Raw genomic sequence first — 16,273 nt, 5'->3', positions numbered from 1 at the left:
CATATATCTGAGAGTGAGTTGGTTTATTTCAATGTTACGCTTCACTGTTTACTCATAATCAAAACATTGCTGTTTGAGCCAATGGCCTAACGTTCTGATTTCAAACTGCTTGGCTCTCGAATTTTTATAGACAAAGTACATATTGTCGCCAGTCGGTAAATCGTGCATTGGGATACGAACCAAGTTTTGTTGAAGATCTTGGTCATTAAGAAAGTAGTCGTTTAGGAACGCGATACCTTGATGGTATTTCACAGCCTCGGCGGCCAACACCATGTGGCTGAACTGGCTAATTTTCACATCCTTTGGCAGGCTGAAACCACCGAGTTCACACCACTTAATCCAGTCTTTCGCTTCACCGCCTTCCTTGAAAATTGAACTTACTGAAAGTAACTGCTGATCCCATAATGCCTCTGGCAAAGGTTTATCTTCGATTCTCTGCCACACCTTTTGGCTACAAAACGGATATAACTGCTCTTTGTATAGGAAGTCACTAACGTAGTTTTTCTTTGGCGGATTAGCAGTGATAAAGCAATCGGCAACTTGATCCGAAAACTCTGGCTCATCGGCCACCATACTTAACGTTAAGTCGATTTCTGGATGCTGTTGGCGTAAGTTTTCGAGCCTAGGCACCAACCATTTAACGGCCAAAGAACTGTACATTGCAATCCGAATTTTCCCACTGTCACCTTCGCGGATTTGGTAGCTGGCTTGCGCAATATTCTGCAGTGAATGAGACACCTCTTCGTAGTAACGCTCTCCTATAGGGGTGAGCGATAAACGCCTTCCCTGACGAACAAACAAGGTTTCACCTAAGTATTCCTCCAGCAAGCGAACCTGATGACTCACCGCACTTTGAGTAACATGAAGCGCTATAGCCGCCTGAGAAAAGCTATTAAAACGAGCGACCGACTCGAAACATTGTATTGCTCTCAAAGGTGGCAATTTCATTATTAGTTCAGCTCATACTAAGTGAATTTATATCATTATATATGAAACGATTTTATGCATTAAGATTACGCCATCACATTTCTTCATTTTCTTTTTAACTCACACTGAACACGCGTCAGTCAATGATAGGAGCTTCATCATGCCTTCAATGTCTGTTGGAATGGCAATGAGTTTACTCATTGTCGGTAATCTAATTGCAGTTTTCTCTGATGCCTTAATTAAAACCTTAGGCGAAGACATTGCTGTGTTTCAATTTGTCTTCTTCAGACAGCTAACTGCCGTGTTGATCCTTTTGCCTTTTTGTTTTGGTGTGAGTAAAAAGAGCTTCACCGATGGGCTGAAATGGCATGCCCTGCGCGCGCATATATGGTTGCTGGGCGCCATCTTTATGGTGTTTGCCATCAATGCCATGCCATTGGCCACTGCCAACGCGATTTTCTATGCCGCACCTTTGATGATGCTTCCGTTGGCCTTGGTATTTTTCAAAGAGCAACTCAACCGCTACTCTGTTGCTGCTGGAATATTCGGCTTTATGGGCGTTCTGGTCATCATTCGCCCAACAGAGGTCGATTGGGCAGCCATTGCAGCGCTTATCGTGGCGTTAACCATTGCCAGCAATAACTTATTAATCCGCAAACTTCCGAAGCACCAAACCGTGGCACAAACGTTGTTGCTAACCAACTTAGCAGGCGTTCCGGCATCACTTGGGCTCGCTATTTGGGAAGGCCGTGAATGGGATTGGTCACCACTTATCACTGCCGCAGGTTCAAGCGGTTTTATCCTCATCTACGCGGCGATATGTGTCGTCACTTACCGATCGGCAGAAAGCAATAAAATCGCCAGTGCTGAATACAGCGGCTTACTCGGAGCGGTGGGAGTTGGGTTGGTCTGGTTTGGTGAAATGCCTGATATTGCAATGGCGATTGGCACTGCAATGATCATACTGCCACTCATCTGGTTGGCTCGAAATGAGAAGAAGCAAAGCTAACAAAGTTTATTGATACCAGGCCCTGAATACCAAGCGAAATGAGTAAGATATCACTTCAGACAAAAGCTTTAATTAATCTGAACAATGTGAAGCCGTAACGGTAACAGCAACGGCTTCACATCTTCGTCTCTTCGTCTCTTCGTCTCTTCGTCTCTTCGTCTCTTCGTCTCTTCGAACTAAGCTTAAAGAGAAATAGAAATTGAATAAAGGGAACCAATTAGGCTAGTTCGTTGCTTTTGAATCAGATGAATTGGCCGCTTTTGTCGCTTCTTCAGCGGTTTTCTTACCAAATATCGTATCCATCATGAAACCAATACGCTTAGTTGCATTACCGAACTTGTTCGGGTTAGCCGTATATGGAACTTTGAACTCGACTTCACCGACTCTTTGCCCGTTCTTATAAGCATTGATCTCCGCTTGCTTTAAGAACAACGCCAAGTCCCAGCTCCAATGGCCTTCATACTCCAGTGTTAGCTTATCAAGATCGTGCTGCGACTTATCTGGTACGACGGTGTAGGTATAATCGTTATCTTGCAGCCACGTTTCCATGGTATTCAAGAACCCTTCACGTGTTTCAACGTCTTTAACAATCACAACATCCACTTCAGTCGTAGGTTCTGGAATCGCGCTCCCTGTGTAACGAGGGGCTCCACAACCAGCCAAAATTAAAACCGAAAGCGATAATAGTAGGTATTTTTTCACGTTACATATCCATTAATGATTAATTGGGTGAATAGTACCATAAAATAAAAACAGCATGTTATATACCAAGGAGTCAACAAGACATTCCTTGTTACATAAAGCATTGAAAAATAGCGAAAGAAAAACCAACGACCATGGGTCTCCTTTGATGGACATTTAACTTCATCACATCTTGAGTACATTAAAAGGAATACCATGGAAAAGACACTTCAAACCAAACTGGCGACCAGCCTACTACTGCTGAGAGTCGGCATTTTTATCGTCTTCTTGTTCTGGGGCTTGGATAAGATCCTTGTGCCTGAACACGCGACAAAAGTACTGTCCGGCTTTTACGGCATCGACGTGTCGAACAATGCGATGATGGCGCTGGGTGTTGCTCAGCTCGGTTTTTTAGGCGCATTCGTCGTCGGCATGTGGAAAAAGTACACCTACGGTGCGGTTTTGGTCCTGCACGCAGGCTCAACTTTCGCCTCTTTTGGAAAATACATGGACCCGTTCAACAACCTTCTATTCTTCGCTTCTTGGCCAATGCTCGCAGCTTGTATCGCAATCTTCTTACTTCGCGACTGCGACACTTATAGCGTTTCCAACTAATACAAAGGGCGCCGTTACGGGCGCCCTATTTTGTTAGTTTGATACTTACACGTTTGTTATATCTAATTTTTAATTTGGTTTGAAATTGCAGTGATACAACGTTTTGCCGAATTACACACGCCGGACAACTGAAAGAAACCATGAATCACACCCAAATAACGTTCGCAGTAAGCCTCAACGCCTTGTGAAAGCATCAACTTGTATAAGTGCTCACCCTCATCACGTAGCGGGTCAAACTCTGCGGTAATAATAGTTGTGATGGGCAGACCGCTGAAGTCACTGTTTAAAAGGTTAAGCTCTGGTTCAATAATTTCTTTAGAGCTACAATTCGCGTATAACTCGAAACCAGAAAGAAGCATATTTGCCGTTATAATATAATCTGAACCATTTTCTCTGTAACTTTTCGAATTGCCTGTTGGATCCAGCATTGGGTAAATAAGAATTTGCTGACGAGGTAACCACCGCTCTAGCTTTTTCAATCTAAGCGTCGTAGCCAAAGCTAATTGCCCTCCGGCGCTATCGCCAACAAATACTAATTGCTCTGAATCACCACCATACTTGTGCGCTTGCTCCTTAATACCGAGTACAGCTTGGTATACATCATCGTGCGCTGCTGGATAAGCATGTTCAGGTGCAAGCCGGTATTGAAGACAAATAACTATCGAGTTGGATAGAAGAGCAATTTGTCTTAGCTGAGCATCATGTGTCTCAAAGCCACCACTGATGAAACAACCTCCATGAAAATAGACCGTTATAGGTAAGTTCACTTCATCTGTAGGCTTGTAAATCTTAACCGGAATACTATTAATTACATCTAAGTATTCGCTTTCAATTTTAGGGCTCTCACCAGCTAATACAGTACTACCAATATAGCCAGCCCGGCGATCAGCGATTGTTTGTGCTGAAGGGCAAGGTTTACCATTAGATTGAAATTCTTCGACTAGCTCTCTGATGCCAGCTTCTAGGTACTTGGTCATTTTATAACTCTATAACTAAAAAACCGGTGAATAGTATACCAACACAAAGGCATGTACATCCATACAGCTATGAATGTGTGATGTAAATTAAATATAGCCGCGTTAAGTAGTGAGCAACGCTACCACCTAACCTAAAACCTTGCCACCTTAAACACTAAAGCTGACCAAATTGAAAATGCCGAGCGTTGGGAATCCCTCTTGAACAGTTTGTTATAACGCTTCACCACATTAGGCTAACGTTTCTAAAACAACCTCCCTATTCACTGTAATACTGGCATTTTGACCTGTTTCACCTGTTTTATGGTTATACGCCAAGCCTCTAACTGTATCAATCTGTAGCGATACATGCCCTATCAATTCAGCTTCTAGAGCTTTAACTTTTTTAAGAATATCACTCGGTATACACCCTAGCTCTAAAGAAATAAGTTCGCCTGGGCGTTGAGCTAAACAGTACTCCTTAAATTGGCTATTATCTAAGTTAACCAACTTTAATGCCAAGTTTACATTTGATATTAGTGTGTATTGACGTTCGAATTTCGCAATATTTCCAGCTAATTCATCAAAATTAGTTCTTAATGAACCTTTACCTCCAACAGCGTTTTGTATTGACCTAAAAGCAAATTCAAGCTGAGAAGCTTGGTTCGCTATAATTGCATTTAAATTATCAATCGGCTTAGGTAATTGTTGAAGATCCATTCCCGAGTGGCACAACGGTAACGTTGGAATTTCATTTTCTTCACTTCGGATGCTAATTGCATTACGAATCCACATAGCACCTAATTCAAAATTAATCCAGTTACGATTAACTGACTTGGGGCTAATAAGGTACATTGCACCAATAGATTCAACAAGCCCATCTTCAATACGCTTTAAAAAGTTAGCTCCTGCTGGAATACTTATACCATCAGACGAAACAAATACATCAACGAAACCTGAAAATTCATCTTCGATTGCTTGCTTAATAAGTAATGCTAACTCTTTTTCTTCATGTATGTGAGATAAAAACAACTGCTTCATATTTTCCCCTTTCGATAAATTGAAATAGCGTTATAACGCCGCATTAAGGTGTGAGCTGCGCTTGGCTATACTTGAGCGAAGCGAAAACGCCAAGCGTTGCGAATCACTCTTAAATGCTTTGTTAACTGGCTTTTCTAGCGATCACTAAACCATGATTACTTGAACCTAATAAACTAGGTTCATCACAATTTATTAAGTGATAATCTAACCAAGTTTGATATTGAGATCGTGTAAAGCCATTAACACCATTAGAAATATAACGTCCAAAGCCATCTGTTGCGGAGTGACCAATAACACCAAAACCATTGTCTTGAACCAAACATTCAATTTCAGCCGGTGTGGCGAAGTACCCTACATTAAAGAAACTATCTGCTTTTGAATTTGAAACTGTGCCGTACTTATTTAATTCGATAAGCACTTCGGGGGTAATCAATTCCGGAAATTGTTGAGCGAACATGCCCGCGACAAAAAAGCGTGAGATATAGGCAACAGCTAACACCCCATTTGGCTTCAGAATACGCAAAGCTTCTTTTATCGCCAGCTCTCTTTCGTGCAGAGTTTTCAAGTGATATAAAGGCCCTAGGATCACACAAACATCTTGAGAACTACTCTCAATAAATGAAACGTCACACGCATTTCCCTCAAACACTCTTAACTCGATACCCTCGGATTTAGCTTTGGTATTTAGAATATCGACTTGATCAGGCACAAGCTCTACAGCTGTTACATCACAACCCATCTTTGCAAAACTTAAAGAGTAACGCCCCGTAGCTGCTCCCAGCTCACATACCGATTTGCCTTTTGACAAATAAGGTTCGAGTTTGTGCATTGTGGTGTCAAACTCTAACTGAGCAATATACTGTCTTGTCAGTCTTTGATCTTCATTAGCACCCGTATATTGGGCTATCAGTTCTTCCAATGTTCAATACTCCTTTTGCCAGTTAACGCCGCGTTAAGCGGACTAAAATTGTGGGTTAAAATGTGTAGCGAAGCGAAACGTAACCCACTGTTTTAGTTCCGTTTAAACGCCTTGTTATAACTATTTTCTGATGAAGTTAAAATCGGTTTTCCCTGCCTCACCAGCTAATTTCAACATGCCCTCTAATCCACTAGCCTCTTCAATCTCACCTTGAACTTCTGCTTGTCTAATTTCTATATACTGTTTCAAGAATTCTGCAGATGAACGGATAACTAAGGTAAGGTATTTTAAAAACCTTGTACTGTCAGGCGGATAATTGAGATCTGTTTCAGAATCAAATAACTTATGCTTTTGCTCGCCATCAACATAAGTGTTGATAGCTGTTTCTAAAATCAGTTGATTAACATGATAAGCAACTGTTGGCTCATCCATTTTATCCAAAAACATCCTTATTTCAGGATTCCATTCTAGGGCTTTATTGACCAATTCTTGTTTCAAATGCCCTACAAATTTATTACGCAGATATTTTGCAAATTCACACTCTTTTAAAAATGTTCTATAAAATTCGTTTAACTCTGGATGATGCTGATACATTCGCCTAATTGTGACTTCGAAATCAAAAAGATTCGCAACAGATATCAGCCCTTGTTTCAGAAGCACCATACTTGGCATATCACCTATGCCATTTTCTGTAAATTGACTATCGATAGACACTAGATCTGCTTTAAGTACTTTTGCTTGTAAGAATTGATCCATTGAACTCTCGCTATAGTTATAACGCCGCGTTAAGGGGTGAGCAACGCAAACCACCCTACCTAAACCATTGTGACATAATCACTTAAATTGATGAAAGCCGAAAATGCCAAGCGTTGGGAATCCCTCTTAAACGCTTTGTTATAGTTTATTTTGTCTGCCAATAATGTATTTTGATATAAATCATTGATTTTCAATGCTTATATTATTATTGAAACACCTCGAATCGACTATTACCATATACACTCTTTGAAACAAACCTAGTGAAACTTATATGCTATCAATCTCTCGCAAAGAAGGGCAATCACTTCACCTCATTAATAAAAATAACGAGGTAATTGCAACAATAAAAATTCAACCACAGCGTAGGCATAACCAAACAAGTCTTGGGATAAACTTTTCTACAGACTTCAAAGTTGTTAGAGATGAAAAGCTAGCAGAAATGCTAGAGAGCAGCTTATATGAGTAAATTAACAGAACTAATTAAACGGCTATATATATTTTTCACTCGAAATAAGGAAAAAAATTTGGATATCAGTTACGTGACCAAAAGTGGCAAGAATGCAGATGCAATCCAAAAACCTCACAAACATGAAAACGGAAAGTATGTTGTGAGTAAAACAAAGTTTGAGAAAGACTACTTATACGTGGAATCTTATGAGGAAATTGAGCAATATCTCAACAAAGGGTATAAGTTGCGAGTTAGTTGCACAATGCCCAAGACCGCACCTAGTCTTGTCAGCCCCAAATCACTAACTATCACGAAATAGGCTGAGAATGGCGGTTTATGACTAAGCCGCCGAAAACTATAACGCCCAATTAAGGGGTGAACAACGCCTCCACCCAAACCTAAAGCATCGTGCCGTAAACACTAAATTTGAAGTAGAAGCAAAAGTGCCAAGCGTTGTGAATCCATCTTCAATTGCTTGTTATAAGTCAAACCCTCTGGATTTGAGTAGCTCTAAAACCTCTCCATGCCCTAGTAAGTAAGAAGATAAGCGAACTTTATTGCCAGATTTAAAATGGAGAGTGTACCAGTACATTGACGTGTTAAACTTTGCAGAAATTAGGTCATCCCAATGCTCTTTTTTTGCCCCCGTCCAAGGAGTATGAAATTCGATGCTGCTATCATTAAATCTGCCTTTGACTTTAAAGTATTCAGCAAAACATGCCAATGCAGCGATGCCAAAGCCAGAAAACAAACCTAAAACAGCAACAAGATCGCCAGTTTTTGGTTGTACATCGTTATCGTAGAGCCCCACCCACGCAGCAAGAAGAGAAAGCGTAAGGCAAGCAATAGCTAACACTAAAAGAAAAACACCATGCTTAAGTTCACCATTAGTTACTTTTTTCTTAGTTGATTTGGTGATTATTGTGCCTATGATTACGGCGACTAGACCACCAATCAATCCTGAAGTAATACCAGAATCCAAAATCTTCTCCTTGACTTATAACGCCCTGTTAAAGTGTGAGCAACGCAATACCGAAGCTACCGCATGCCACCTTAAACACTAAACGCAACGCATAGTATAAATGCCACGCGTTGCGAATCACTCTTAAACAGTTTGTTATACCTTGTTTACGTATTCATTTGGAGGGTGTGTAGAATTCCCCCCTCCATCAATTTATCGTCAAAGTACTCTGGATACTCATTCTTGAGAGCTAATTGTTTTTTCTTAAACCTTTCAAGATCACCTAAAGCATAAGAGTATCGATCAAGAATCAATAACGAAGATAGATTTAAAGGAAGTTGGTCAATCTTCAAGTGTTCAAGGAATTCATAGCGTTCTAGTAAGTGCCAGTAGGAGTCTAGGTTTTTGATGCATGTAGGGCTTGGAATGCAGTTTAGAGCCAAGACAGGTAGAATATTTACTGGTACAAAGCTACGAACAAAGCTTGCATACATTTTTTCAAATTCTTCGTTTGCCGTAATATTATTTCTATCAGCAAGATATGACGCATTAAAAACTTTGTTTCTATTCATAACATTGCTTTTAGCTATGAACTTAAGAAGTTGATATAAAATACGAAAATACTGAGATAATTCAGTATTTTTCAAGATGTGATCTTGTCGTTCATCCAGATATTCAGATATCTCTTTATCTTGCGTTTCTAAGTTAGACAGATAACTCAATACAGTCGTAGAGGTATCTAGTTTTTGTAGTGCTTGGTTATGTAGCTCAAGTAGCGAATAAAAAGTTGTTTCAAACTTTTGAATTTCATAAGTTTTTGCTTGCTCAACCTGTGCTTCAGCACTTTTATTCAAAGCAGTAACAGCTGTACTAAGCTCCGCTCTTTGAAGATAAACCGTGTAAAGAAGAGCCAAAAATGATAGTGAAGCAAAAACAGCCCCGACAGTCCCTCCGACATAAGAACCAAAGCTAGCCCAATCAGTTTGATTTTCGCTGAAGCCGCCAGGAAAGCTTATAAAATAGACACTTGGTACTGCTACAACAAAAAGCGCAGTTAATAAAAATATATATGGAACCAATTTTTTAAACATTCATGAAACTCACTAGTTTGAAATAAAGGTATAACGCTCGCTTAAGCTGTGAGCAACGAAGACGAGCTGTCTGCATTGCACCGTAAACACCAAACCAATTTGAACTAAAAATGGTACGCGTTGCGAATCAGCTTGAAGCGCTTGTTATGTTTATTTTGCCACCGGTTCTACCTTTTCGTTACCTGTTACTTCAGGTTGAACAACGGGGTCTATTGGATGGTATGGAGGTAAATAGGTTATGTGCATTGGTAACGAACGCTTGCCTTCTAAAATAGCTAACACGCCTTCACGGACTTTGGTCTGTTCATTTTCGACGCGCCCATGCGCAATAGGACTATAGCAATCTCTTTTAAGCTGGACTTCATCGAAGTCATAACCTAATGATTGAGCCATAGCGTAAAGAAGGCTTGTAAATAAATCATTACTCCGTTCAATCCACGCATCGAGTCTTTCATCAGGAACGCTATTATTTAAATGATCGTTATATATTTTCCAAGCATTCGTAACTTTTTTATCAGCTTCGGACTGCCAACGTTTCCCAAAGACAGATTTCCCGTAGAAATCAAGATCTATCATATTTAGAGCAGAAACATGAGCTCCCGATAATCTCGTTGCACGCGTTTCCATCAGAGTGTGAAACAATTGAAGTTTTCTTCTTTTTCGTTCCGTTATATTTTCTATTATTTTCTGAGCTTGGACAGCCAATATTGGACCGATAATTACCGCTCCAATTGTAATCCAATCTTTGATTTCCATGTTTAATTCCATACTTTCCTCGATAAACATAACGCCGCGTTAAGGGGTGAACAACGCCACCACTTAGCCTATAAACAATTGTGCCGTAAACACTAAAGCTGAATCAAACTGAAAATGCCAAGCGTTGAGAATCCCTCTTAAACGCTTTGTATGGATAATAAGCACTCCAATCGGGTAATGTGAGACCCAGGCTTTAGCTGCAACTAAAGCTTTCTATGTAGCAGTTCGTTTAAACGCTGGCTCCTCTATCGAGAGACCGATAACAAACATGAACGCTACATAGGACTTCAAGCATAAACCTCGAATAGTCGACTGGGTTTCGAACCCGCATTACGCAAGCATGAGTTAGCTTATTATGAATACCAAAATCAATCAAAGCATCAACGTTGGAGTTGATACCGGCAAAACACAATTAGACATCCACATCAGGCCACTAGACCTATTTTTCTCAGTAGAGAACAATGATAAAGGCATCAAGAAAGCACTCAAAACGATTAAAAATCATAATCCTGAACGTATAGTTATTGAAGCAACAGGCCGATTAGAAATGCCTTTTGTTCTAGCATGTGCAGAAGCTCAATTACCTATTGTTAGAGCAAACCCTGTCCACATAAAACGATTCGCTGGTGCTATTGGCCGCAGAGCCAAAAATGATCGTTTAGATGCAGAGTTGATCGCTCATTACGGAGAAGCAATCAAACCTGTTCTTACTATCATCAAACCTAAAAACATACGTTTAATGAGCGACTTAGTTATTCGTCGAAACCAGTTGTTATCCATGCAAACCATGGAAAAGAACCGAATCCAAATACTTCCAGCTTCGCTTCATGCGACTATCAAACCAATGCTAACCACGATAAAAAATCAAATCACCAAGTTAGAAGAAAAGCTCGTTAAGCTCATTGAAGATAGCCCTGAATACCAGACTAAAAACACAATATTGCAGAGCGTCCCAGGAATAGGAAACATTGCCGCTGCATCAATTATTAGCAACGTACCTGAGCTTGGCTACATCACCAACAAACAAGCAGCATCACTGATTGGCGTCGCTCCAATCACACGCGAAAGTGGACGCTACAAAGGTAAGCGCGTGATCCAAGGCGGTCGAGCGCAAGTACAAACCGTTTTATACATGGCGATGATGTCAGCCATGCAATGTAACCCCATATTCAAAGCGACTTATGCTCGACTTTTAGATGCTGGAAAGCCTAAGAAAGTCGCAATAATCGCATGTGTTCGAAAGATGGTTGTGACCCTTAACTCTATGCTAAGAGATGGCGCCATGTGGGATGAAAACACAGCCAAAAGTTAATCATTGACGCCATAGTCGTTTGTTATAGCGCTACTTCAGAGTTTGCTCTAACTTCTCTAATTGCTCCAAGTACTCTTTGTACACTGCAGAAAAGTGACTATTTTTAGGAACCAATAATTCATTTTCGACTAAAACGTCAGCGACACTGTCTGGTCGTGGATGTGTTTCTAAGTAGGATTTTATTGCACTCCAAGCTAGCCGAATATCCATAACTTTATTTAACCATTCAAACTGATTTTTTACGACAATTGCGTCCAGCTCATGAGCACAATTATCGAGCACCTCGAAAGCCTTTATTACGTCTTCTTCTAATTCTTCGACATTAAAGTCTTCCGAACGCTGATAGGCGTGTACATACCATGAAATTTCTGCGGCGTGAATTTTTCGTAAGGCGACTTGAACATCCCAAATCACTACTAATGACTTACCAACTCGAAGCTGTTTAAGCCAACTATCAACACCAACCGCAGCCGCCGCTGCCGCGATAATGGTACCAACACCACCAAGAAAACCACCAAAATCGCCAAGGTTTGCTAAAAGCGAATCAAATGACTGTCTATCAGTGACATAAATCGACGCCAGAACAATAATTCCCATCAACGCAAAGGCAGACAGAAAAAACCATGTAACATAATGGAAGAGTACTCGTGAATTGATAATTTTTCTCCTGCGCTATAACGCCCTGTTAAGGGGTGAGCAACGCAATACCGAAGTCGCCGCATACCGCCTTAAACACTGAAACCAACGCATAGTGAAAATGCCACGCGTTGCGAATCCCTCTTGAACAGTTTGTTATGTGCGTACCTAAAAGTACGTTGACAGAATGTCCACTTCCATATCGAGAAAACCCGGATAGTAAAAATTATACCCTTCCGAGATAAGATCATTTACGAAAAAATTAAAGCGCTTTAGAGCCATACAATATGACTGCATTGCATCTACCCCATAAATATACTCATCAATGCCCAATGCCAGTACACTAAATTTACAACGATAATCACCCGCTTCCATAGTTGGATCTGGCTCAGGCAAACCTAATTCAATAATCAAATGTAATACTTCATCATTCGATTTCTTCACTACATATTCACTGCTTATCATAACTAACCCTCGTAGCACATAACGCCGCATTAAGGTGTGAGCAACACTGCCACCTAACCTAAACCTTTACACCGTAAACACGAAACCCAACCTTGAACTGAAAATGCCAAGCGTTGGGAATCACTCTTAAATGCTTTGTTATAACGCTAAATATATTGTTGAGTAGAGAACTGCATTAACAATTTTTTTTGATCCAAACACTACCACCCAGCTCTATGAGAGCAATGAGTGTAGCAAAAGGAACTAAGTATTCTAAACCAAATGGAGGAGACATTGCTGCCTTAATAAGGCTACCCCCTACTTTAATCTCCGGGATCATAAAAATACCAGAAGTAATTAACAGTTGACAAAATGACATTACTGCAGGACCAAACATTGCGCCATATTCTTCTTCGGCGATCACCGAAAGTATAAATGCAACTATTACTGCCGCGATTGTTGTGACAATTATTTCTAGAGTATTGTCTGAGAGACCTTTTTCTGAATAGCAACTTACTACCGCAATTACTACTGCGATAATCGAATTAAATAAAATTATAAATAGTGTTTCCTTTCCTTTCAATGGCTTCACCTTTCCAGTCCGTTTACAAACTAAAGATTATATATAACAGTAACGATCCAACTTCTCGTGTGTGTTCGTTATTTTACGCACTAACTAGTAACTTGAACTGAGAGTGCGTTATAACAGCTATATTAGACAGAATAATTCTGCATTTTGTCCCTGAAACAATTCTGTCTAGTTTCCAAGACACACTACACTTAGTCTAATAACTCATTTAATAACATCATCTTACCTACTTATCTTTGTATCAAACATGATGAAAAGCAGAAATTTTCCATATAGTTTCGGAAAAATGCAGAAAACTCCTTAATGTGTGAGTAAACCGCAGTTCAGGCAAGAAGGTTTTATCTTGGGAATCGTGTTCTCAAACAAAAACGCCGACATGATTGTCGGCGTTTTTGTTATAGGTATGATGAGTGAGAGGTAGTAATTACTTCGCCATGGTGCTCAAAAACTCGGCTTCAAACTCTTCATCGGCTTCTCGGGTTAGGCACTCCACCAGCCAGTCGATGCTTTGATGGTCGAGCTTACTGTTCACTACGAATGCTTGCTTTACACCAAATTGATCTAACTTGGCAGAGCCGTAGTTCTTGAATGATTTATTGCCGTGGTAATGGAGTGATTTAATAGCCTCTGCGTTGGGCTCTGGTAAGGCATCGAGTGTGTTGGCGAGCTGAATCACCAACTCCATTGGGTTCTTAGATGATGAGATACGATACAGAAAACCGCCCTCCACTCTTTGGCGAACCCAGTAATCAAAGCTGCTGCAATCCATCACCTTGTCGCTGACCAAGGCGGCTTCACTACGATAGCCACACGGCTCTACGACAACAGGTGTGTGTTTGAATTCTGGCTGGCCTGATGCCGCATCGGTATGAGGCAAAATCAGGTCACATGGTTTGCTGTCTTTGGCGGTTGGCGCATTCCAGTGGATAGGCATGAAGACTTGTTCACGACGCATCTCTTTTGTTACCACTAAGCGGGCTTGGCACTCCCCTTGTGCACTGCGCACTTTAACCACAGGATTAATAGTGGCGTGGTTGAAGGCATCTAGCCCAAATTCATCTAAACCAAGCTCAGCAACCGTATCTGGATGCATGGCGACAAAAGGTTCTGGTGTGTGTTCACCTAAACCTGCGGCTAAGCCCGTGCGGCTCATGGTGTGCCATTGGTCTCGGATTCGGCCTGTGTTCATGATTAGCGGAAATTCGACACTGGTATCGGCAATCGGTTTGTCGTGCTCAACCGCGATAAACTGCGCTTTGCCTGATTCAGTAAAGAACTCGCCGTCGGTGAACATGCGCTGTTCAATGATCTCTGGTTGATATTCAAGTACTGGCCATTGCTGTGGAGTGAGTTCGCCATAACCTTTCTCATCCAGTTGCGTGAGTCCAATTAAGCACAAGTCACGCGCTTTACCTGTTTCATTGCCGAGCGCTGTCATCTCACAATACTCTTTGAAGATCTCGCCTTCGTGACGGTAATCAAACTGCTCTTTGAATCCCATTTTTTGCGCGACTTCTTTTAATATCCACCAATCAGGTTTGGCTTCCCCTGGGCTTGGTAATATACGGCGTTGGCGTGAGATTCGACGCTCAGAGTTAGTCACGGTGCCCGACTTCTCGCTCCACCCTTGCGCAGGTAACACCACATCAGCCAAGCGAGTGGTTTCAGTATCGGCAATACAATCCGACACCACCACAAATGGGCACTTCTCTAATGCGGCTTTGATCTTTTCGCTATCAGGCAGGCTCACGACTGGGTTAGTTGCCATGATCCACACCGCTTTGATTTTTCCTTCATTCATGGCATCAAACAGGTCAATCGCTTTTAAACCCGCATGTGTGGCTAAGCTGTCGGTTTGCCAGAACTCGCTCACCGTTTGGTGTGATTGCGGATCACCAAATTCAAAGTGCGCTGCTAAAGTATTGGCTAAACCGCCCACTTCTCGCCCGCCCATTGCGTTCGGCTGACCCGTTACAGAGAATGGCCCCATACCCGGCTTACCGATTTTTCCGGTGGCTAAATGGCAGTTAATAATGGCATTCACCTTGTCACACCCTTGTGTCGATTGGTTCACGCCTTGGGAGTAAATGGTCAGCACCTTCTCGTTCGATGCAAACAAACTGTAGAACTGTTTTAGCTGCTGCTCTGTTAACCCTGTGAGCTCAGGAACGCTTTTGTCGCCCCAGCCCGATTCGGTATAGCCTGATTCGGTATAACGGTAGCGAGTTGCAGATCGAATCGATTCGGTAAAGCCTTGGGTGTGATTTTCTATGTAGTCGGAATCAAGCTTATCGTTATCATCGAGGTAGCCTAATAAACCATTGAACAGCGCCACATCTGAGCCGGATTCCAATGCCAAGTGAATGTCTGCAATTTCACAGGTGTCGGTATAACGCGGGTCGATGACGATAACTTTCAACGCAGGGTTGGCTTGTTTCGCGGCTCTTAATCTTTGGAAAAGTACCGGGTGACACCAAGCGAGGTTTGAGCCAGTGATAACGACGACTTCTGCTTGTTCTAAATCTTCATAACAGACAGGAACGGTATCGGTGCCGAACGCGCGTTTATGCCCAACCACACTCGATGCCATGCAAAGGCGAGAGTTACTGTCGATATTGCCACTGCCGATGAAGCCTTTCATCAGTTTATTGGCAACGTAATAGTCTTCGGTAAGCAGCTGACCAGATACATAGAAAGCAACCGAATCGGCCCCAAATTCTTCGATGGTTTGATTGAATTTATCTGCGACTAACTGCGTGGCACTGTTCCAATCCAGTGATTGTTTTTGCTCATTCTGAATATGAGCAGGTTGTGTAAGACGACCTAAAGGCGTGACAGTGTCACCAAGCGCAATCCCTTTAGTACACAGCTTTCCGTAATTAGATGGATGATCTTTATCACCTCGTACTTCTAGTTTTCCTAGCGATGTCGGTCTCGCTTCTATTCCACACCCTACACCACAATAAGCACAGGTTGATTTTATCCAGCCGCTGTTTGAATCGGTCATCCGTTTCTCGCTCAATTATCCATAATTGTAATAATTCAAACCAAGCAAATAACACGCCACTTCATAGCAATCAACAATCAAGAAATATTTACCAATAAAAACAAAAGCTTAATAAAAACAAACCTATC

Annotated in this window: 16 protein-coding genes; 3 read left to right on the top strand and 13 right to left on the bottom strand. The window is 41.5% G+C overall.

The window, feature by feature from the left end; translation table 11 throughout:
- Nucleotides 1–48: 48 nt before the first annotated feature.
- A complete protein-coding gene (locus OC193_RS17650) occupies nt 49–948 on the bottom strand; it encodes a LysR family transcriptional regulator (RefSeq protein ID WP_048663426.1) in 900 nt (299 codons plus the stop codon).
- A 139-nt stretch (nt 949–1,087) separates the two neighbouring features.
- Here OC193_RS17650 and OC193_RS17645 point away from each other — a divergent pair, with 139 nt between their 5' ends.
- A complete protein-coding gene (locus OC193_RS17645) occupies nt 1,088–1,936 on the top strand; it encodes a DMT family transporter (protein ID WP_048663425.1) in 849 nt (282 codons plus the stop codon).
- 222 nt (nt 1,937–2,158) lie between these two features.
- On the opposite strand, the gene OC193_RS17640 is transcribed toward OC193_RS17645, so the two are convergent.
- Nucleotides 2,159–2,638, bottom strand: coding sequence for an Sbal_3080 family lipoprotein (locus tag OC193_RS17640; RefSeq protein WP_048663424.1), 480 nt, complete (start codon nt 2,636–2,638; stop codon nt 2,159–2,161).
- Between the two features lie 195 nt (nt 2,639–2,833).
- Here OC193_RS17640 and OC193_RS17635 point away from each other — a divergent pair, with 195 nt between their 5' ends.
- Entirely contained in the window at nt 2,834–3,232 is a 399-nt protein-coding gene (locus OC193_RS17635; RefSeq protein WP_048663423.1) for a hypothetical protein, read from the top strand.
- A gap of 62 nt (nt 3,233–3,294) precedes the next feature.
- On the opposite strand, the gene OC193_RS17630 is transcribed toward OC193_RS17635, so the two are convergent.
- The 7 genes from OC193_RS17630 to OC193_RS17595 all read right to left on the bottom strand — a co-directional run bounded on the left by OC193_RS17630 (nt 3,295) and on the right by OC193_RS17595 (nt 10,157).
- The gene (locus tag OC193_RS17630; RefSeq protein ID WP_048663422.1) at nt 3,295–4,209 is read right to left on the bottom strand and encodes an alpha/beta hydrolase; all 915 of its coding nucleotides are present in this window, start codon (nt 4,207–4,209) and stop codon (nt 3,295–3,297) included.
- 228 nt (nt 4,210–4,437) lie between these two features.
- Entirely contained in the window at nt 4,438–5,226 is a 789-nt protein-coding gene (locus OC193_RS17625) for a toll/interleukin-1 receptor domain-containing protein (protein WP_048663421.1), read from the bottom strand.
- Between the two features lie 121 nt (nt 5,227–5,347).
- The gene (locus OC193_RS17620) at nt 5,348–6,145 is read right to left on the bottom strand and encodes a class I SAM-dependent methyltransferase (RefSeq protein WP_048663420.1); all 798 of its coding nucleotides are present in this window, start codon (nt 6,143–6,145) and stop codon (nt 5,348–5,350) included.
- 120 nt (nt 6,146–6,265) lie between these two features.
- Nucleotides 6,266–6,901 (bottom strand): hypothetical protein, encoded by a 636-nt coding sequence (locus tag OC193_RS17615; protein ID WP_048663419.1) that lies wholly within the window; start codon nt 6,899–6,901, stop codon nt 6,266–6,268.
- 926 nt (nt 6,902–7,827) lie between these two features.
- Nucleotides 7,828–8,331 carry a hypothetical protein gene (locus OC193_RS17610; RefSeq protein WP_017083314.1) on the bottom strand — a complete coding sequence of 168 codons (504 nt, stop codon included), beginning with the start codon at nt 8,329–8,331 and terminating at the stop codon, nt 7,828–7,830.
- Between the two features lie 146 nt (nt 8,332–8,477).
- A complete protein-coding gene (locus tag OC193_RS17600; protein WP_048663417.1) occupies nt 8,478–9,401 on the bottom strand; it encodes a putative phage abortive infection protein in 924 nt (307 codons plus the stop codon).
- A gap of 150 nt (nt 9,402–9,551) precedes the next feature.
- Nucleotides 9,552–10,157 carry a DUF6680 family protein gene (locus OC193_RS17595; RefSeq protein ID WP_048663416.1) on the bottom strand — a complete coding sequence of 202 codons (606 nt, stop codon included), beginning with the start codon at nt 10,155–10,157 and terminating at the stop codon, nt 9,552–9,554.
- A 355-nt stretch (nt 10,158–10,512) separates the two neighbouring features.
- On the opposite strand from OC193_RS17595, the gene OC193_RS17590 reads away from it, so the two are divergent.
- Entirely contained in the window at nt 10,513–11,469 is a 957-nt protein-coding gene (locus OC193_RS17590) for an IS110 family RNA-guided transposase (RefSeq protein WP_048663415.1), read from the top strand.
- Nucleotides 11,470–11,499: 30 nt separating this feature from the next.
- Here OC193_RS17590 and OC193_RS17585 read toward each other — a convergent pair whose 3' ends face one another.
- From OC193_RS17585 to OC193_RS17565, 4 genes are all read right to left on the bottom strand, one after another.
- A complete protein-coding gene (locus OC193_RS17585; RefSeq protein WP_048663414.1) occupies nt 11,500–12,066 on the bottom strand; it encodes a hypothetical protein in 567 nt (188 codons plus the stop codon).
- 207 nt (nt 12,067–12,273) lie between these two features.
- Nucleotides 12,274–12,570 (bottom strand): hypothetical protein, encoded by a 297-nt coding sequence (locus OC193_RS17575; protein ID WP_048663413.1) that lies wholly within the window; start codon nt 12,568–12,570, stop codon nt 12,274–12,276.
- 175 nt (nt 12,571–12,745) lie between these two features.
- The gene (locus OC193_RS17570) at nt 12,746–13,132 is read right to left on the bottom strand and encodes a hypothetical protein (protein ID WP_048663410.1); all 387 of its coding nucleotides are present in this window, start codon (nt 13,130–13,132) and stop codon (nt 12,746–12,748) included.
- Nucleotides 13,133–13,562: 430 nt separating this feature from the next.
- Nucleotides 13,563–16,160, bottom strand: a complete 2,598-nt coding sequence (locus OC193_RS17565; protein WP_048663409.1) for a molybdopterin oxidoreductase family protein — start codon at nt 16,158–16,160, stop codon at nt 13,563–13,565.
- Nucleotides 16,161–16,273: the final 113 nt, after the last annotated feature.

This window comes from Vibrio crassostreae (assembly GCF_024347415.1).
Lineage (GTDB): Bacteria > Pseudomonadota > Gammaproteobacteria > Enterobacterales > Vibrionaceae > Vibrio > Vibrio crassostreae.
This window is presented reverse-complemented; position numbering and strand designations above follow the sequence as displayed.